16 protein-coding genes are annotated in these 17500 nt (G+C 61.7%); 12 read left to right on the plus strand and 4 right to left on the minus strand.

Annotated elements, in window-relative coordinates:
* Positions 1–2 precede the first annotated feature (2 nt).
* The 4 genes from NF78_RS09105 to NF78_RS09120 all read left to right on the plus strand — a co-directional run bounded on the left by NF78_RS09105 (position 3) and on the right by NF78_RS09120 (position 3134).
* Entirely contained in the window at positions 3–1061 is a 1059-nt protein-coding gene (locus tag NF78_RS09105; protein ID WP_035985844.1) for a S41 family peptidase, read from the plus strand.
* On the plus strand, positions 1058–1363 hold the full coding sequence (locus NF78_RS09110) for an urease subunit beta (RefSeq protein WP_035985845.1): 306 nt from the start codon (positions 1058–1060) through the stop codon (positions 1361–1363). The genes NF78_RS09105 and NF78_RS09110 overlap by 4 nt, the downstream gene beginning before the upstream one ends.
* A gap of 149 nt (positions 1364–1512) precedes the next feature.
* Positions 1513–1719: a hypothetical protein gene (locus NF78_RS09115; RefSeq protein WP_035985846.1), complete on the plus strand. Its 207-nt coding sequence runs from the start codon at positions 1513–1515 to the stop codon at positions 1717–1719.
* Between the two features lie 26 nt (positions 1720–1745).
* Positions 1746–3134, plus strand: coding sequence for an alkaline phosphatase family protein (locus tag NF78_RS09120; RefSeq protein WP_035985847.1), 1389 nt, complete (start codon positions 1746–1748; stop codon positions 3132–3134).
* A gap of 61 nt (positions 3135–3195) precedes the next feature.
* Here NF78_RS09120 and NF78_RS29290 read toward each other — a convergent pair whose 3' ends face one another.
* Positions 3196–4086 (minus strand): nucleoside monophosphate kinase, encoded by an 891-nt coding sequence (locus NF78_RS29290; protein WP_072016028.1) that lies wholly within the window; start codon positions 4084–4086, stop codon positions 3196–3198.
* 169 nt (positions 4087–4255) lie between these two features.
* The gene (locus NF78_RS09135; protein WP_035985848.1) at positions 4256–7051 is read right to left on the minus strand and encodes a cation-translocating P-type ATPase; all 2796 of its coding nucleotides are present in this window, start codon (positions 7049–7051) and stop codon (positions 4256–4258) included.
* Between the two features lie 93 nt (positions 7052–7144).
* Here NF78_RS09135 and NF78_RS09140 point away from each other — a divergent pair, with 93 nt between their 5' ends.
* From NF78_RS09140 to NF78_RS09175, 8 genes are all read left to right on the plus strand, one after another.
* Complete coding sequence (locus NF78_RS09140; RefSeq protein ID WP_035985849.1) at positions 7145–7972, plus strand: DUF3153 domain-containing protein; 828 nt, start codon at positions 7145–7147, stop codon at positions 7970–7972.
* Between the two features lie 178 nt (positions 7973–8150).
* Positions 8151–8498 (plus strand): lipopolysaccharide assembly protein LapA domain-containing protein, encoded by a 348-nt coding sequence (locus NF78_RS09145; RefSeq protein ID WP_035985850.1) that lies wholly within the window; start codon positions 8151–8153, stop codon positions 8496–8498.
* A gap of 308 nt (positions 8499–8806) precedes the next feature.
* Positions 8807–9061, plus strand: a complete 255-nt coding sequence (locus NF78_RS09150; RefSeq protein ID WP_035985851.1) for a hypothetical protein — start codon at positions 8807–8809, stop codon at positions 9059–9061.
* An 86-nt stretch (positions 9062–9147) separates the two neighbouring features.
* Positions 9148–10014 carry a segregation/condensation protein A gene (locus NF78_RS09155; RefSeq protein ID WP_035985852.1) on the plus strand — a complete coding sequence of 289 codons (867 nt, stop codon included), beginning with the start codon at positions 9148–9150 and terminating at the stop codon, positions 10012–10014.
* A gap of 401 nt (positions 10015–10415) precedes the next feature.
* Complete coding sequence (locus NF78_RS09160; RefSeq protein WP_035985853.1) at positions 10416–11582, plus strand: sugar phosphate nucleotidyltransferase; 1167 nt, start codon at positions 10416–10418, stop codon at positions 11580–11582.
* 268 nt (positions 11583–11850) lie between these two features.
* The gene (locus tag NF78_RS09165; RefSeq protein ID WP_035985854.1) at positions 11851–13038 is read left to right on the plus strand and encodes a BMP family ABC transporter substrate-binding protein; all 1188 of its coding nucleotides are present in this window, start codon (positions 11851–11853) and stop codon (positions 13036–13038) included.
* A 9-nt stretch (positions 13039–13047) separates the two neighbouring features.
* Positions 13048–14157: an ABC transporter permease gene (locus NF78_RS09170; protein ID WP_052050020.1), complete on the plus strand. Its 1110-nt coding sequence runs from the start codon at positions 13048–13050 to the stop codon at positions 14155–14157.
* 120 nt (positions 14158–14277) lie between these two features.
* Positions 14278–15225 carry an ABC transporter permease gene (locus NF78_RS09175; RefSeq protein ID WP_035985855.1) on the plus strand — a complete coding sequence of 316 codons (948 nt, stop codon included), beginning with the start codon at positions 14278–14280 and terminating at the stop codon, positions 15223–15225.
* Positions 15226–15510: 285 nt separating this feature from the next.
* Here NF78_RS09175 and NF78_RS09180 read toward each other — a convergent pair whose 3' ends face one another.
* Both NF78_RS09180 and NF78_RS09185 read right to left on the minus strand, forming a co-directional pair.
* Positions 15511–16737 (minus strand): glycoside hydrolase family 10 protein, encoded by a 1227-nt coding sequence (locus NF78_RS09180; RefSeq protein ID WP_081972565.1) that lies wholly within the window; start codon positions 16735–16737, stop codon positions 15511–15513.
* Positions 16738–17126: 389 nt separating this feature from the next.
* Positions 17127–17321, minus strand: coding sequence for a hypothetical protein (locus tag NF78_RS09185; RefSeq protein ID WP_035985856.1), 195 nt, complete (start codon positions 17319–17321; stop codon positions 17127–17129).
* Between the last annotated feature and the right edge of the window lie 179 nt (positions 17322–17500).

Genomic DNA, 17500 nt, shown 5'->3' on the forward strand with positions numbered 1-17500 from the left:
CCATGACTGCTGCCGCTCCCCCGCCGCCCAATATGGGTTTGACCGCCGCCGATCGCGAGGCCGTGCTGAGCGCGCTGGTGGACCAGCTAAATGCCTACGTTTTCCCGGCAGTGGCGGAGAAAATTCAGGCAGACATTGAGCAGCGCCTGGAAACCGGCGGCTATGCAGAGATTGCCGGTGCGCAGCAGCTGGCCGATACGCTGACGGTCCAGCTCCAGGAACTGAGCGGCGATCGCAACCTGCGTCTGCACTTTAGCCCCGTACCGCTGCCCCACATCGACCCCGATGCCGCCCCTGACCCGCAGGACCTGGAGCGCCAGTACCAGGCCAGCCGCCGCCGCAACTTCGACCTCAACCGGGTGGAGCGGCTGGCGGGCAACGTGGGCTACATTCAGCTGTTTAGCTTTGAGCCGCCGGAGTTGGCCGGAGACAGCCTGGCGGCAGCGATGACCCTGGTGACCCACACCGACGCGCTGATCTTTGACCTGCGCCACAACCAGGGGGGCTCTCCGGCCACCGTGGCGCTGCTGTGCAGCTACCTGTTTCCGGCCCACCCGCCCGTTCACCTCAACGACCTGTACTGGAGCGAAACCGATGAAACCCACCAGTGGTGGACAGTGCCCTACGTACCAGGGCGGCGCTACCTGGACAAGCCCGTGTTCGTGCTGACCAGTCCTGAGACGTTTTCGGCGGCGGAGGAGTTTGCCTACAATTTGCAGGCCCTGAAGCGGGCAGCAGTGGTCGGCGAAACCACTCGCGGCGGCGCAAATCCAGGCCGAGGCTTTCGGCTGCACGACCACTTTTGGGTGTTCATGCCCACCGGCCAGGCGATCAACCCCACCACTGGCCGCAACTGGGATGGCACAGGGGTGATTCCCAATGTGAAGGTGCCGATGGAAACTGCCCTCGATACGGCCCACCTGATGGCCCTCAACCACCTGCTGGAGGCCGGGGCCGAAGGGGCAGCCCGCCGCGAACTGGAGGAGACCCTACCCCGAGTGGAGCGATCGCTCCAGCGCGCCCGCCAAGACCTAATTGCCAACCTAGGAGGCCCCAAATGATTCCCGGAGAACTGCTGCCCGCCGAGGGCGAGATTGAACTCAATGCCGGCAAAGAGACCGTGACGTTGTCGGTGGCCAATACGGGCGATCGCCCTATCCAGGTGGGCTCCCACTTTCACTTTTTTGAAGTGAACGCGGCCCTCCACTTCGATCGCGCCTCGGCGCGGGGTATGCGGCTCGATATCCCCGCGGGTACCGCCGTGCGGTTTGAGCCGGGGGACGAGCGCGATGTCACCCTGGTGCCCCTGGCCGGGGAGCGCCGGGTGTACGGGTTCAACGCCCAGATCGAAGGGGCACTGTAGGCTAAGTTTGATAGCCCTATGGCAATAGATGATTCTGAAGTTCAAGCGCAAGCTCGAAGAATTTTAGACGAAGTTGGAGCTAGAAGCCATGATTTTAAGAGCGACTGAGCCGCCTTACAACGTTCAGATCCCAGCCGAAAGGTAGTGCTATGCAAGCTAAACTTCAGGAGCAACTCTCCGCCAGCGATGCCACAGCAATTTTAGAGCGCCTGCCTGAGCGAATTAGAGCGGCCCTGATCGAACGCGCCACCGAGATTGAGTATCCCGTCGAGGCTGTCGTAGAGATGGCGATCGCTAGCTTTCTAGATACAGAAGCTCTCGGGTTTGCTGACTGTAAGCCAGGGCGTGGCCAGTAAGAGCGTCTACGGTATTGCCCCTACCCATGCCCACCCCTCGTCTGCTGATCATTGGCCTCGACTGTATGGCCCCCGAGCTGGTATTTGACCAGTGGCAGCGAGATTTGCCTAACCTGTCGCGGCTGATGGCGTTAGGCAGCTACGGCAGGCTGGAGAGCAGCATTCCCGCCATCACGGTACCCGCCTGGAGCTGCATGATGACCGGGCGCGACCCCGGCGAGCTGGGCATCTACGGGTTTCGCAATCGGCGCGATCGCGACTACCACTCCATGGCCATTTCCGACGGGCGAGCGGTCAAATTTCCGCGCCTGTGGGATATGTTGGGCGAGGCCGGGTGGACGGTGGTGGCCCTCAGCGTGCCAGGTACTTCGCCGCCCTACCCGGTCAATGGCTCGCTGGTGTCCTGCTTTCTCACCCCCAGCCCCGAGGTGCCCTTCACCCACCCGCCCGAGCTGGGCGAGCAGATCAGGGGCTGGCTGCCCGACTTCATGCTGGATGTGCCCAACTTTCGCTCCGACGAAAAGGAGCGCATTCTGGAGAATCTCTACGCCCTCTGCGACCAGCGCTTCACCCTGGCCGAAAAGCTGATCGCCCGCGATCGCCCCGACTTCTGCATGCTGGTGGACATGGGGGTCGATCGCATCCACCACGCCTTCTGGAAACCGATGGACCCGCGCCATCCCCAGTACGAGGCCGGGTCGCCCTTCGCCAACGCCATCCACGACTACTACGGGCATGTAGACCAGCGGGTGGGGGAGCTGCTGGCGGTCTGTGACCCAGACACCGCGGTGCTGGTGGTGTCTGACCACGGGGCGCAGCCGCTGATGGGCGGTATCTGCATCAACGAGTGGCTGAGCGCCAACGGCTACCTGACGCTAAAGGCGGCCCCCACCGAGGTTTTGCCCCTGGACAAGGTTGAGGTGGACTGGAGCCAAACCCAGGTCTGGGGGGCCGGTGGCTACTACGCCCGCATTTTTCTCAACGTCAAGGGGCGCGAGCCCCAGGGCACCGTGGCGATGGCCGACTACGAGGCGCTGCGGGACGAGCTGGCGGGCAAGCTCTCCCAGCTGAGCGATCCAATCGGCAATCCGCTGCCGGTGAAGGTGTTTAAGCCCCAGGACATTTACCAAAAAGTGCGGGGCCGCGCCCCAGATTTGATCGTCTACTTTGATGATCTGGCCTGGCGATCGGTGGGCAGTGTGGGCACGGGCGGCCTCTACACAGTGGAAAACGACACCGGCCCTGACGACGCCAACCACGCCCCCCTGGGCCTGATGATTTTTCACGACCCCACCGCCCCCAGGGGCGGGCAGGTGCTGGAGGGGGCGCAGCTCTACGACCTGGTGCCGACCCTGCTCCACCGCTATGGGATTGACGCGCCAGCGGGGCTGCGGGGTAAGGTGCTGATCCTCTAACCTGGCGATGGTCCTTGCCCTCAGGGCAGCCAAAATTGTAGGGTGCAACCGCACCGTTGCACTACTCCAAAAAGTGCGTCAGAGCGGTGCTGTAGGCCTGGTAGGGCTTGACTCCGGTCAGCGTCTGCCGTAGGTCGCCATCTCTGAAGAACATGACCGAGGGAATACCCTGGAGGCTAAACCGTTTGGAGATTTGCTGGTTGGCGTCAAAGTCTATTTTCATGATGCTGACGCGATCGCCGTAGTCCGCCGCCAGGCGATCGATCAGCGGCGCGACCTGCTTGCAGGAGCTACACCAGGAGGCCATGCAATCGACCACCAGCAGCGGTGTTTGGGCCAACAGAGCGTCGAGTTCGGCCTCGTCTCGAATCAGCCCCACGGCCCCGGTCTCGGCCTGGTCCAGCTGAGCCAACTCGCTGGCGATCTCGGCAAAGGAGCGGCTGCCGTTGAGGGTGGTGAGCTGGCTGTGCTGCCGATAGTAGTCCAGCAACGGCGCGATCGCTGCCTCGTGGCGCTCCAGGCGGCAGCGAATCGCCGGCATGGTCTCCTCTGGCTCCCGCTCGGTCCAGAGCCGATTCAGCAGCAGCCCCGTCATCGCCTGGAGATGTACGACGGTGGCCGCAGGCAGGCCCACTGCCCCCAGCCACTGATCTAAGGCTTCGGCCTGGGCCACCGTGCGCGGAAACCCCTCTAGGACCCAGCCGTTTAGCATCGCGTCGGGCTGCTCAAGCCGCCTCCGCAGCAGCTTCATCGCCAGGGCATCGGGCACCAGATCCCCGGCCTCGACGTAGGGGCGGACCGCCAGGCCGATGTCTGAGGCTTTGGCGATCGCCTCCCGCAGCAGATCGCCCATCGAGACGTGGGGAACGGCCCATCGTCTTGCCAGTTCGATGGCCTGGTCCCTCACCCCTACCCCAGGCAGCCCCAACACCACAACTTGCTTAACGGTCATGACTAACCCCCTCTAACGTGCTGTCTAACGGCGTCGCAAAGGTCCGCAGATATGGGCTACAGCGCATGGTGCCAATAGCTAAGCAGTATCTGGCAACGGCCTGTGCTACGGCTGGTTTTGTGAGGATTCTTTTTAGATTCACAGCCTTGCCCAGGGGATGCGGCCGGGGCTAATCTCTCACGACAGTGCCCCTGAAGCGGCGAAAGATTTTTTCCAGCTCTACCCAGACAAATAGCAGGGTGCTAAAGCCGAAGCAGATCAGCAGTTCAGTAGGGCTGAGCAGCTGGGTGCCAAAGAAATTTCGCAGCGGCTCGACGTAGATCAGCATTAGCTGAAGCACGCAGGTAAACACCACGGCCGCCAGCACAAACGGGTTTGACCAGGGCGACATTTCCATCGTCAGGCGGGTGCTGGAGCGGACGGCGATCGCGTGGCCCATCTGGGCCAGGCAGAGAGTGGTAAACACCATGGTCTTCCAGCGCTCGGGGTTACCGTCCTGTAGCGACCAGTTGTAGGCCCACACCATCATGGTCACCGAAATAATTGCAAACACTACCCCAATCCGCAGCATGTAGGCCCCCAGCCCCCGGGCAAAAATTCCCTCCTGGGGATCGTGGGGCGGGTGCTTCATGACGTCAGGTTCGGCGGGTTCCACCGCCAGGGCCAGGGCCGGGAACCCATCGGTAACCAGGTTCATCCACAGAATTTGCAGCGGTGTCAGGGGCACATCCAGAATCGGCAGAATCAGCGGCGACAGGGCAATGGTGAGCAGCTCACCGATGTTGGAGCCCAGGATGTACTTCACAAAGCGACGAATGTTGGTGTAGACCACCCGACCTTCTTCGGTAGCGGCGACGATGGTGGCAAAGTTGTCGTCCAGCAGCACCATGTCACTGGCCTCTTTGCTGACGTCGGTGCCGGTGATGCCCATGGCAATACCAATTTCGGCCTGCTTGAGGGCCGGGGCGTCGTTGACGCCGTCGCCGGTCATGGCCACGATCTGGTGATTTGTTTGCAGGGCTTTGACAATGCGCAGCTTGTGCTCAGGCGACACCCGGGCGTAGATACTGACCTCCCTCACCGCCGCCTCTAGCTCCGCCTGGGACATTTTCTCCAGATCGGCTCCACTGAGGGATTGGGCACCGCCGTCGGCAATGCCCAGGTCCTGGGCGATCGCCATCGCGGTGAGCTGGTGGTCGCCGGTAATCATCATTGGGCGAATGCCAGCGCTGCGGCAGCGCTGCACCGCCACCCGCACCTCCGGACGCAGGGCGTCGATCATGCCGACCAGACCCAGCCACACCAGATCTTGCTCGGCCTCGTCGGCCTCACCTTCGACGGGCACCTCGCCCAGGGGTCGGTAGGCAAAGCCCAGCACTCGCAGGCCCTCGGCGGCCATAGCGGCATTGTCGGATAAAATCTGCGATCGCGTCTGCTCCCCCAATTCCACCGGGTCTGCCCCTTTCAAATAGCGGGTGCAGCAGTCTAGCAGCATTTCCGGCGACCCCTTGGCCAGCATCAAATAGGGAGAACGAGCTACCTCCCCAGGCAGGGTGAGGTCCGTCTCCAGCGCCTCCACACCGCTGAGCACCACGCTCATGCGCTTGCGCTCTGAGGAAAACGGAAATTCCGCCTGCCGCCGCAGGGCATGGCCCAGACGGTGGCGGTCGAGACCACTTTTGGCGGCCATCACCACCAGTGCCCCCTCGGTGGGGTCGCCCATAACCGCCCAGTCCCCCGCCTCCTTTTGCAGCACGGCGTCGTTGCACAGCAGGCCATCCACCAGCAGCAGCCCCACATCGGCGCTGTGGCGGGGGTCAAGGGACTGGCCCTCGGCCAGAAAATCGCCCTCGGGGGCATAGCCATCACCCGTTACCTGCAGCTGTTGGGCCAGGGTGTGCACCCGCTGCACCACCATTTTGTTTTGGGTCAAGGTGCCGGTTTTGTCAGAGCAAATGGTGGTGACCGAGCCCAGGGTTTCCACGGCGGGCAGGCGGCGAATCAGGGCCTGGCGTTGCACCATGCGCTGGGTGCCGATCGCCAGCGTCACGGTAATCACCGCCGGCAAACCCTCGGGCACCACCGCCACCGCCATACTCAGGGCCACCTCCAGCAGCCGTTCAAAGGCCTGCCAGCCGCCAAAGATCACTCCTCCCCCCACCACAATCGCCACCAATGTCAGCGACCCGGTAACCAGCACATTGCCCAGCTGGGTCATGCGCTGCTGCAGCGGCGTCGGTTCGTTCTCCACCCCCTGCAGCATGGCGGCAATGCGGCCCAGCTCGGTGGCCATACCGGTGCGGGTAATCAGCACCCGGCCCCGGCCCTGCAGCACTTCTGTGCCCTGAAAGACCAGGTTTTTGCGCTCGGCCAGGGCGGTTTCGGCGGCCAGGGTGAGCCCAGCCTGCTTGTTGACGCCCTGGGCTTCCCCGGTCAGGGCCGACTCGCGCAGCTGCAGGTTTACCGCCTCCAGCAGGCGGCCGTCGGCCGAAACCTGATCCCCCGCCTCCAGCAGCACAATGTCGCCGGGCACCAGGTCCTGGGAGGGCACCTCCTGCAACCGGCCGTCGCGCTGCACCCGCACCGTGGGGGACGCCATTTGCTTCAGGGCGGCCAGGGCTTTTTCGGCCCGGCTCTCCTGCAGGTAGCCCAGCACGCCATTGAGAATGACGATCGCAAAAATCGCGATCGCATCCTTGGGAAACTCCTGCTCCCGAAACGACAGCACCGCTGACACCACCGCTACCGCGATCAGCATCAGCAGCATAATGTTGGAAAACTGGTCGAGCAAAATCCGCCAGGCGGGGCGACCGCCGGTTTCCTCCAGCTCGTTGGGGCCGTACTGGCGGCGGCGCTCCACCACCGCCTCGGCACTAAGGCCAGTGTCGGGGTGGCTGTCAAGCTGGCCCAGGGCTGCGTCGATGCCAACCGTATGCCAGGCGAGGGTAGAGGAATGGTCGGTCATACAACGCTACCGTTGGATCTAACGTTCTACATGGTATAGCGTTGATCAGGGCTAAGGAACTGGCTAAAGACAGTGATGTGACAACGTAACGCCATGCTTTACAAACGCCTGAGAATCGGGGCTGACGCCCTTTGCCCCCGCTGGAGCAGGATCTGGCGACGGCTGCCCCTGCTGCTGCTGCCCCTGCTGCTGAGCGGCTGCCTCCGCTACGACCTCACCCTGCGCTTTGATCACCACACCCACGGCCAGCTGGTGCAGACTATCGATTTGGGCGATCGCGCTGCCGCCCTCGCCCAGCCCACCCTGGAGCCCTGGCTGGAGGAGCTAAAAGCGCGATCGCGCCCCCTTGGAGGTCGGCTCAGCCAGAGCCCCCAGACCATCACCCTCACCGTGCCCTTTGGTACCGCCGCCGACCTGAGCGATCGCTTTCAGCAGCTATTTGCCGCCGCCCCCGCTATGGCCAGCGCTGCGCCCCCCAGCGCTGGGGCCTACCCCACGGTTCCCCAGGGCAGCCAGCCGCCCCGTCTCCCCGAAGGGTCCACCTATATTCAGCTGCCCGGCTGGGGGCCTGTGCCCTTCGAGCTGAACCTGGAGCAAACCAACTGGGGCCTCGCCAGCCGCACCCACCTCACCTACACCCTCGACCTGGGCGACCTGCCCGCCACCCGCGACAATGCTTCCTGGGCCGAGCTGCGCTTTCGCCTCCAGGTGCCCTGGGGCCTGGCCCAGATTGCCCCCACCGCCACCCCGCCCCTGAGCCAGGACGTCACCGGAGCCACCTGGCCGCTGGAACCCGGCCAGATTACCGTCATCGATACCACCTTCTGGCTACCCAATGCGATCGGCATCGGCAGCCTCGGCATCGCGGCCCTGGTGCTGGCTGGCTACGGCCTCCGCTACCGAATCGCGAGAAGGGTTTAGGTTGGGGCAGCGGGTGTTGGGTGTCGGGTGTTGGGTGTCGGGCCTAAAACCTGAAACCTGAAACCTGAAACCTGAAACCTAAAACCTAAAGCCGTTCCCAAAAACCTTTTCCCAAAATAAAACCCAGCCTGGTTAAATAGACCTAGCGATTTTGTCCTAGCGATCGGAGACCAGCGCCATGCGGCAGATAAATTTCGTCGTTATTTTTGTGATTGCCCTAGCCCTGGTGCTATTCGGCATTGAAAACACCGAGCCCGTGATCATTCACCTGGCGCCGGGTATGGATATCGAAGCGCCCCTCTGCGTCGAGCTGATCATGGCGATGGGGATTGGGGCGGTATTTGCCTGGGTGTTCAGCGTCTGGGCCCAGGTGCAGGGCTATATGTCCTTTGGCAAGCAGGTGCAGCAGCGCGAGCTGCGGATCCAACAGCTCGAAGAGGACGTCCAGCGCTACCAGGTCAAGCTGGAAGAACAGAGCCTGCTGCTGCCCGCCGCCAAAGTCGAAGATGGGGAAGCGGTTGCTTGATGACGGCCAGGGGGGCTGGAGGTGCGGGCCAGATCGACGTCGCTCTCGTTTGTTATGATCTGCCTGAACTGATACTGAATCCGATCTGGCTAAGAATATTCCATCTAAATAAACGTCCCCTTTGAGGTCGCCAATTCGGCCCGTTAGGCCTGTTGCCACTAAACCCTGGATAAGTTTTAGCTGGAACACTCTAACCCCGATTGGGCTGGGCAAACACCGTTTGCCCCTACGCAATCCGCCTGTTTCAAATCGAGGTTACGCAATTCGGATTTGGTATAGCTGGATGTTGATCTGGAGAAGGGATTCTCATGCTCGACGATAGTGATTCTACTAAGACTACTCAGCGATCGCTGCTCCGGTGGGGTTCGCGGTTTGCCGGGGGTGCCGCCCTGGGTGCTTTGCTAGTTGCGCTGCCCCTGACCTACGGCTCTCCACTAGGCCCCGATCCAGTTCAGATCGCCAGCGTCAGTTTCGTGATCATTGGGTGTGGGTTGATGGGGATGCTCTGGGGACAAGCGCTGATCAATGCGGTGCTGGATGCGCTGGGGAAAACGGGCCTTTGAGCTATCATGGGCCGATAGCCGCACCATGGCGACTCAGACAGCGGGGGCTGTCTAACGATCTCCAAGCTTTCTGCACCGCCTGATCTATGTCGTCATCCCTGGCTCAAACCGCGATCGCATTTCTCATCGACCTGGCCGATCAGGGCGAAATCGACCCCTGGGACGTCAAGGTGATCGACGTGATCGATCGCTTTTTGTCGCTGCTCAAGGCCCAGGCGGAAACCCTGGCCAGCCAGGGTCGCACCCCCTACGAGGCCAACCTGTCCGAGTCGGGCCAGGGGTTTCTCTACGCCTCCATGCTGGTGCTGCTCAAGGCCGACACCATGGTGCGGGCTGAAGCCGAGGCCGAGGCCGAAGCCAACCCCGAAGAGGTATGGGAGGAGGAGATCCCGGAGCAGGTGCCGCTGCCCCGCAACCTGGAGCGCCACCTGCACCGCCGCGCCGTGGCCCCCACCCCCCAGCGGCGGCAAGTAACGCTGCAGGAGCTGATTCAGCAGCTGGAAACCATGGCCACGGTGATGGCCGACCACACCCCCCGCCTGCGGACCAGGCGGGCCCGGCCTCAGCCCCAGCGCCAGGCGGTCCGTGCCATCGCCCAGCTGGCCCACCAGGAAAACCTCTCCGAAATTGCCGCCGCCCTCGAAGCCTTTCTCGACCAGTATTGGGACAGCCTGGACGAGGACCTGCTGTGGATCGACTTTGAGCTGTTGCTGCAGCAGTGGCCCACCTTTAAACCCGCCGACCTGGAGGACAACCACGCCTTTGACACCCCCCAGGCCGAAGCAGTGCACGAAAAGGTAGGGGTGTTTTGGGGCCTGCTGTTTCTGTCGGCCCAGTCGAAGGTGGAGCTGGCCCAGGACAGCTTCTACGCCGATTTACGGGTCAGAAACCTGAACCGCGCCCCCCTGAGCGACGCGGACACCGAACTGCCCGCGTTTATTCTGCCCGATTAGAGCTGCTGGGTTGAGGGGACGTTGCGATCGCTACCGTGGCGTTGCTGAACCTAGGGATGAACCCACAATCCAATGCCTCTCGTAGGGGCAAACGGCTGTTTTCCCCTACCCAAATTCATGTCTCAACTCAGCAACGTTGCGATCGCTACCGTTTCGAGAGCGGTCGGGCTATTTTAAAGAAAGTGTAATAACTCCTTGAAGGCGGTTCAGGTTACCGGTGCTCCGACTGGGGCCCTGTTAGCATGACCAGGTGCAAGGGTTAAAGACCCCTCTCAGCTGACGTTGACCCGTTTGAGCTGGCGGCGGGGTTGTTCTTTAGCTCAGCCAGTTGAACCCTCCCAATCCCCAAGCTGCTCCGCAGTCGATCTATAACCTCAATACATATTAAGGATCCTATTTGTATGAAAGCCATGATCTTGGCTGCCGGTAAAGGCACCCGCGTTCGGCCCATTACCTACACCATTCCCAAGCCCATGATTCCGATCATGCAGAAGCCGGTGATGGAGTTTTTGCTCGAACTGCTGCGTCAGCACGGCTTCGACCAGATCATGGTAAACGTGAGCCACCTGGCCAACGAAATCGAGGGCTACTTCCGCGATGGGCAGCGCTTTGGGGTTGAGCTGGCCTACTCCTTTGAAGGTCGGATCGAAGAGAACGGCGAGCTAGTGGGGGAAGCCATCGGCTCCGCAGGGGGAATGCGCAAAATTCAGGATTTTTCCCCCTTCTTTGACGACACCTTTGTGGTGCTCTGCGGCGACGCCCTGATCGACCTTGACCTCACCGAGGCCGTGCGCCGCCACCGGGAAAAAGGATCAATCGCCACCATCATCACCAAAACCGTACCCCTCAAGCAGGTGCCCAGCTACGGGGTAGTGGTCACCGACGGCGAAGGACGGGTCAAGTCCTTCCAGGAAAAACCGGCGGTGGAAGAGGCGCTCAGCACCGAGATCAACACCGGCATTTATATCTTTGAGCCAGAGGTGTTCGACTACATTCCCTCGGGGGTGTCCTTTGACATTGGCGGCGATCTGCTGCCCAAGCTGGTGGCCAACAACGCCCCCTTCTACGGCATTCCCATGGAGTTTGAGTGGGTCGACATCGGCAAGGTGCCCGACTACTGGCGAGCCATTCAGGACGTGCTGACCGGCGTAGTGAACCTGGTGGATATTCCCGGCGAAGAGATTCGCCCCGGCGTCTACGTGGGGCTCAACGTCAAGGCCAACTGGGACAAGGTCAACATCGAAGGGCCGGTCTACATCGGCGGCATGACCCACATCGAAGACGGGGCCACCATCATTGGCCCCAGCGCCATCGGCAACAACTGCTCGATCTGCAGCGGTGCGATCGTCGATAAGAGCGTGATTTTCGAGTATTCGCGCATTGGCCCTGGGGTTCGCCTGGTGGACAAGCTGGTGTTTGGCCGCTACTGCGTCGACAAGACCGGTGCCTCCATCGACATGAAGGCCGCCGCCCTCGACTGGCTGATTACCGACACTCGCCAGGAGTTTCCCCTGGTGCCGCCGGTGGAGCATCGGGCGATCGCGGAACTGCTGGAGCAGCACATCTAACGCCGTATACCCAACCCCTACAAATGGCCCTGGAGCGATTTTGCTCTAGGGTCTTACTCCAAGAAATCTCTATCCATAGATAGTTGCGGAGAACACAGCAAACGGTTGTTTTTGATACAACTACTTCAGGGGCTTTTCTCAATTCTTAGAAAGTAGCGTAGAGTTAGCTGCCTGCCCACGCATTGACCTGCGCAGGCGCCCGGGTGACAGCGACCTGCGTGTCACACTGGTCTTGTCTTGCCCCTGTAGTTAAAGAGAGTTGTACACAATGAGCGATCGCAACCGTCCTTTTCACCTATCGCGGCGGCAGGTCATGCGGGGGCTACTGGCTACATCCGCCTTTGGGCTTACCGCCAAGTTAGGCACCAGCTGTGCCCAGTCGCCCGGCACGGGAGGAGCGGCTGGGGGTGGTGCCGCGGACGACCTGGTCGTAGGCTTTATCTACGTCGGCCCCAAGGATGACTTTGGCTACAACCAGGCCCACGCCGAAGGCGCTGCCGCCATGGCCGCCAACGTGCCCGGCATTCGCCTGGTCGAGGAGGCCAGCGTGCCCGAGACCACCGCCGTAGCCGAGACCATGCGCAGCATGATCGAAATTGATGGGGCCAGGGTGCTGTTTCCCACCTCCTTTGGCTACTTTGACCCCCACATTCTGGCCCTGGCCGCAGAATTTCCCGAGGTCCAGTTCTTCCACGCCGGAGGGATGTACCAGGAAGGGGTACACCCCAACAATGTCGGCAGCTACTTTGGCTATATCGACGAAGCCCAGTACGTGGCTGGGGTGGTAGCCGCCCACATGAGCCCGGCGGGTCGACTCGGCTTTGTGGCGGCCAAGCCCATTCCCCAGCTGCTGCGCAACGTCAATAGCTTTACCCTGGGAGCGCGATCGGTCAACCCCGACGCCACTACCCAGGTGATCTTTACCGGCGACTGGTCGGTGCCCGTGAAAGAGGCCGAGGCCACCAACAGCATGGCCGATCAGGGCATTGAGGTGATCACCTGTCACGTGGACAGCCCCAAGGTGGTGATTGAAACCGCCGAGCGGCGCGGCGTGATGACCTCCGGCTACCACGCCGACCAGAGTTCCCTCGCTCCCCAGGGCTACCTGACCGGAGCCGAATGGGATTGGTCGAGCATTTACACCGCCCTGGGCCAGGACTTTGTCGAGGGCAAAACCCTGATGTCCGGGGACATTCCTCACATTCTGCGGGGTGGGCTGGCCGACAACTTCTGTAAGCTGTCGCCCTACGGGCCGGCGGTCACCGATGAGGCCAAAGCCGCCGGAGACGCCGCTTTAGCAGCCATTGAGTCGGGTGAGCTGGTGATCTATGAAGGGCCGCTGAAGACCAACGCCGGGGCCGAAATTCTGCCCGCAGGCAAGGAACTTAAAACCGACAACCTGGAGCTAGAAAAAATGGACTATTTTGTTGAGGGTGTGATTGGCTCCATTAGCTAGGGAACAGCGATGCAGTTGACGGCAACCTGGCGGCGCTTCACGCGGCGCTCCCTGCGGACATCGCTGGAGCCGGTGGTACTGCCCGTGGGGGCAGTGCTGACGGCCCTGGTCATTTTTGGCGTGTTTTGCGCCCTGGCGGGGGCCAACCCCCTGGCGGTGTACGGCTCGATCTATCGGGCCGCCTTTGGCAGCTGGAGCGCCTGGCAAAATACGTTGATCCGGGCTTCGCCGCTGATGCTGACGGCCCTGTGTACGGCCCTGCCCGCCCGTCTGGGCCTGGTGATCATCGGTAACGAAGGGGCGCTGGTGGTGGGTGGTTTGGCGGCGGTGGTGGTGGGGCTGGGGCTGGGTGCGGCGCTGCCCGGTGGCCTGGTGCTGCTGGCGATGGCCCTGGGCAGCCTGGGGGCAGGCGGCCTGTGGATTATGGCGGCGGGGGCCCTGCGCCATTACCGTGGGGTCAACGAGACCATCAGTAGCCTGCTGCTCAACTACATTGCGATCGCCCTCCTGAACCACCTGGTGCAGGGACCCATGCGTGATCCGGCCTTTGTCAGCAAGCCCTCCAGCTTTGAAATTGCCCCCGCCGCCTGGCTGGGCACGCTGCCCGACACCCGCATTCACTGGGGGCTGGTCTACGGTCTGGCGGCCTCGGTGCTGGCCTACCTTCTGATTCAGCGCACCACCTTTGGCTTTGCCGCCCGCACCGCCGGGGGCAACGTGCGAGCCGCCCGCATCGCCGGCCTGCCCGTGGGCAAGCTCACCCTGGCGGTGTGTTTCTTGGCCGGGTCCTGCGCCGGGTTGGCCGGCATGGTTGAGGTCGCCGCCGTGCAAAAGCGGCTGAACGAGTCGATCGTGTCCAACTACGGCTACGCCGGGATTTTAGTGGCCTTTGTGGCCCGCCACAACCCCCTGGCCACGGTACTGGTGTCGGTGCTGCTGGGGGGTATTCTGGCGGCGGGGGGCATTTTGCAGCGCGCCCACAACCTGCCCGATGCTACGGTGCTGGTGTTCCAGGGCATCGTCTTTCTCTGCGTGCTCTACAGCGAGTCCCTCTACGGACGCTTCGCCGTATTCCAGGAGCGGGAGGCTCAGCCTGAGGGGGCGGTTGTGGCAGGGTAGATGGGTGGATGGGTGGATGGGTAGGTGAGAGTCCCCTAAGGGTGGGCAGTGCCCAGCAGCGTGGAACCAAAGGTTTGGGATAGGCTCTTGGGCCTTGGAGTAACTAGATAAGGAGACAGGATGGCGGCAGGAGCACTGGGCTGGTGGGGGGTACCCCTGGGTATTTTGGCGGGCACTCTGCGGGGCAGCGTGCCATTTTTACTGGTCAGTTTGGGGGAATGCCTGACCGAAAAAAGCGGCAAAATCAATCTTGGCCTGGAAGGTACGCTGCTGATGGGGGCCATGAGCGCCTACGCCGTTTCCTTCCTCAGCTCGGGCCTGGTGGGGCCAACCCTGGCCCCCTGGCTGGGGGTGCTGGCGGCAGGGCTGGCCGGACTGGGGCTGGGGGCCATTCACGGCTGGCTGTCCCAGCAGCCCCGCGTCAACGATGTGGCGGTGGGCATTGCCATGATTATTTTTGGCAGCGGCCTGGCTTTTTTCCTGGGCAAGCCCTTCATTCAGCCCCAGGCTCCCCAGTTGCCCACGCTGGCGGCGGGTAGCTGGAGCAGTCTGCCCCAGGTGCAGTCCGCACTGCAGATCAGCCCGCTGTTTGTGCTGGGGGTGGCGATCGTGCCCTTGATGAGCTGGTTCTTCAAGTCCACCCGGTGGGGATTGTACGTGCGGGCGGTGGGCGATAGTCCCGAAGCGGCCCTGGCCATGGGTATTTCCATTTTTTGGGTGCGGATGGCAGCGATCGCGGGGGGCAGCTGTTTAGCAGGCATTGGCGGCGCCAGCCTATCGCTGTTTTTCCCCGGCGTGTGGACCGAGCGCATCTCCAGCGGCCAGGGCCTGATGGCCGTGGCGCTGGTTATTTTTGCCCGCTGGCAGCCCTGGCAGTGCCTGTGGGCATCGCTGCTGTTTGGCGGTGCCCAGGCCATGGGACCAGCGTTTCAGTCGGTGGGCATCGACTCCTACCGCTACCTGTTCAATGCCGCCCCCTACATTTTGACTCTGGTGATTATGATCATCACCTGTTCGCCACAGCGGACTTTGTCGGGTGCACCAGGCGCTTTGGGCAAGGACAGTTAAACAGGGTTATAAAATCCTTCGTACAGCCCACCGCTAGCGGAGAATTAGCCGCTCGGCCCATGGGCAGTGACGGCTGCTGCTTAACAAATCTGTGCATCACCCAGGGGATGAACCTAGGCTGTCAAACCTAATTTTTAGCTTTGACGCTGCACTAGCCTATCGTTTAGGTCGGGCGTGGCAAGACTTGATATACCCGCCTTTGGGCCACCCTTGATGACACACCCTAGGGCTCAATTTTAGAGCCCCTCACCCAAGCGAAAAGCGCCCTGTTCAGTCAGCCGATGCTTATCGCAGGCTAAACCGGGACGCTGGAACGCTAAACAAATCCCGGAAGCGGGCCTGGCGCTCGGCCACAGGCTCTGGCGCATCGTACCAGAGACTTTCGTAGTAGAAAAAGGCCACCCCCAACCCCTGGGCCGTCGATCGCATCACCTGAGATTGAATCATCGCCATCGGCATGGGGCGGTTGCGTAACCCAGTCAGAATGCCAATGCCCACCGGGATTTGAGTTTGGGCCCTCTGAATTTCGGGCCGCAGAATTTGATCCGTAAAGCTGTTCATGTCCCAGCGGTAGACCTGCACCAGCAATTCATCCACCAGGCCCCGGTCGATCCAGTTTACCCAGTCCTGCAAAAACGAGTTGTAGGCCGTGTCGTAGGGATTGGGCGACACCGAAAAGATGGCCTGGGGGCGATACTGCTTCACCGTCTGGTTGAGCTGCGCCACAAAGTCCGTAATCTTGTCCGCCCGCCAGCGCATCCAGGCCGAATCTCGCGGGTTGCTTGGCACCGACTGGCCAGTCTCCTGCTGGTAGAGCGCCCGGGTGTAGGGGTCATAGCCAAAGTCGCTGGGCAGGGCCGTGTGGTCATCGAACTGAATGCCGTCAATGTCGTAGCGGGCGGCAATTTCGGCCACCAGGCTGGTGATAAACTGCTGCACCTCCGGCTTAAACGGGTTGAGCCACACCACTTCCCCCGCCGCACTGCCCGAGGTCTGGCTGCCGTTCTGGCGCTGGGTCAACCAGTCCGGGTGAGCCGTAGCCAACTCCGATGACGGTGGGGCCATAAAGCCAAACTCAAACCACGGAATGGCCAACAAGCCCTGGCGATGGGCCTGGTTAATCACGTCCGCCAGAATGTCCTGCCCGGCGGCACCGCGGTGAATGTAGGGGATTCCGGCTCGCTGGGCGATCGCGCTGGGATAGAGGGCATAGCCCGAATTCCAGACCACGGGATAGACCGTGTTGAAGTTGAGCTGAGACAACTCGGCCATGGCGCTCTGCACCCGAGCCGAATCTCGCAGCATATTCATATCGTTGGTGGTCAGCCACACCCCCCGAATTTTCTGAAAGCTCTGGGGAATGGGCGCAAACTGCCCCGGCTCTGCCTCCCAAGGCACCACCGATGGCGGCAGAAATGCGATCGCAGGCCCCCCTAGCATCACCACCGCCAGCAGCGTGGTCCAGAACAACAGAATCCGGTGCTTTAGTTTTTGGTTGAGCTGAGAAGTCATAGGGGAAAGGGCGATTGGCTGTCGGCTATTCTATCGGCTTTGGCTTTGGACGCGATCGCCTTGATCTCGCCCTGTTATTCAAGACATATCTCTATGCCCAAAATCCGGACGATTGATCAACTTCAAAAGTTGCACAATCGATAATAACAGGGGGGATGACGCCAGACGTAGTGAGTTTGCGTTGTGCGTCTGGCGTCTCTAAGTCTGCTGGCAATGGCCGCGATCGCGTCGGATCGCACCCATAGAGCACGTGATAGTCGCGTTGAAGATAGCTGATTGACAGACTGCGGTTCGGTTACCTGTCACCCCGGGGGCACGAGGGTTACAGGTCTTTGCTTTCGCCCCGGCCAGAGATAGCGGTTGGGCCGATTCGTGTGGTCTAGAGTTCTCTAGTCAATGACTCGCAGTCGTCCCTGGCGAATTGCCTCAAACACCCGCTGGGCCGTGGCGTGGTCCTGGTTGCTGAGGGTGGGCTGGCTGAGCAAGATCTCCATCAACTCTCGCTGCACCTGACGACTGATGCGACGCTGATCAAAAATTTGGTCAACGATGGCTTTGAGGGACGGGTTCGTGGATTGAGACATGACGACAACCTGAACAATAGGCGGCTACAGTTAATATCGCCTAACGCCCAAAAGAGAACCGTGATGTGGTGTTGAGCCGGACATGATTATTGTCTTACCTGGTGGTGATCCGCCCCAGGGTTGGAGGTGGTTTAAATCACGGGGGCGATCGCCAGGGGCTGTCATCCATTGGCCGCTGA

Source organism: Leptolyngbya sp. KIOST-1, assembly GCF_000763385.1.
Taxonomy (GTDB): domain Bacteria; phylum Cyanobacteriota; class Cyanobacteriia; order Phormidesmidales; family Phormidesmidaceae; genus Nodosilinea.

What these genes read in the sequence shown, in the direction of transcription:
- NF78_RS09180 (WP_081972565.1), bottom strand. Translation starts at nt 16,737, where the DNA reads ATGACTTCTCAGCTCAACCAAAAACTAAAGCACCGGATTCTGTTGTTC.
- NF78_RS09185 (WP_035985856.1), bottom strand. Translation starts at nt 17,321, where the DNA reads ATGTCTCAATCCACGAACCCGTCCCTCAAAGCCATCGTTGACCAAATT.
- NF78_RS09155 (WP_035985852.1), top strand. Translation starts at nt 9,148, where the DNA reads ATGTCGTCATCCCTGGCTCAAACCGCGATCGCATTTCTCATCGACCTG.
- NF78_RS09135 (WP_035985848.1), bottom strand. Translation starts at nt 7,051, where the DNA reads ATGACCGACCATTCCTCTACCCTCGCCTGGCATACGGTTGGCATCGAC.
- NF78_RS09115 (WP_035985846.1), top strand. Translation starts at nt 1,513, where the DNA reads ATGCAAGCTAAACTTCAGGAGCAACTCTCCGCCAGCGATGCCACAGCA.
- NF78_RS09120 (WP_035985847.1), top strand. Translation starts at nt 1,746, where the DNA reads ATGCCCACCCCTCGTCTGCTGATCATTGGCCTCGACTGTATGGCCCCC.
- NF78_RS09165 (WP_035985854.1), top strand. Translation starts at nt 11,851, where the DNA reads ATGAGCGATCGCAACCGTCCTTTTCACCTATCGCGGCGGCAGGTCATG.
- NF78_RS09105 (WP_035985844.1), top strand. Translation starts at nt 3, where the DNA reads ATGACTGCTGCCGCTCCCCCGCCGCCCAATATGGGTTTGACCGCCGCC.
- NF78_RS29290 (WP_072016028.1), bottom strand. Translation starts at nt 4,086, where the DNA reads ATGACCGTTAAGCAAGTTGTGGTGTTGGGGCTGCCTGGGGTAGGGGTG.
- NF78_RS09140 (WP_035985849.1), top strand. Translation starts at nt 7,145, where the DNA reads ATGCTTTACAAACGCCTGAGAATCGGGGCTGACGCCCTTTGCCCCCGC.
- NF78_RS09170 (WP_052050020.1), top strand. Translation starts at nt 13,048, where the DNA reads ATGCAGTTGACGGCAACCTGGCGGCGCTTCACGCGGCGCTCCCTGCGG.
- NF78_RS09145 (WP_035985850.1), top strand. Translation starts at nt 8,151, where the DNA reads ATGCGGCAGATAAATTTCGTCGTTATTTTTGTGATTGCCCTAGCCCTG.
- NF78_RS09160 (WP_035985853.1), top strand. Translation starts at nt 10,416, where the DNA reads ATGAAAGCCATGATCTTGGCTGCCGGTAAAGGCACCCGCGTTCGGCCC.
- NF78_RS09110 (WP_035985845.1), top strand. Translation starts at nt 1,058, where the DNA reads ATGATTCCCGGAGAACTGCTGCCCGCCGAGGGCGAGATTGAACTCAAT.
- NF78_RS09150 (WP_035985851.1), top strand. Translation starts at nt 8,807, where the DNA reads ATGCTCGACGATAGTGATTCTACTAAGACTACTCAGCGATCGCTGCTC.
- NF78_RS09175 (WP_035985855.1), top strand. Translation starts at nt 14,278, where the DNA reads ATGGCGGCAGGAGCACTGGGCTGGTGGGGGGTACCCCTGGGTATTTTG.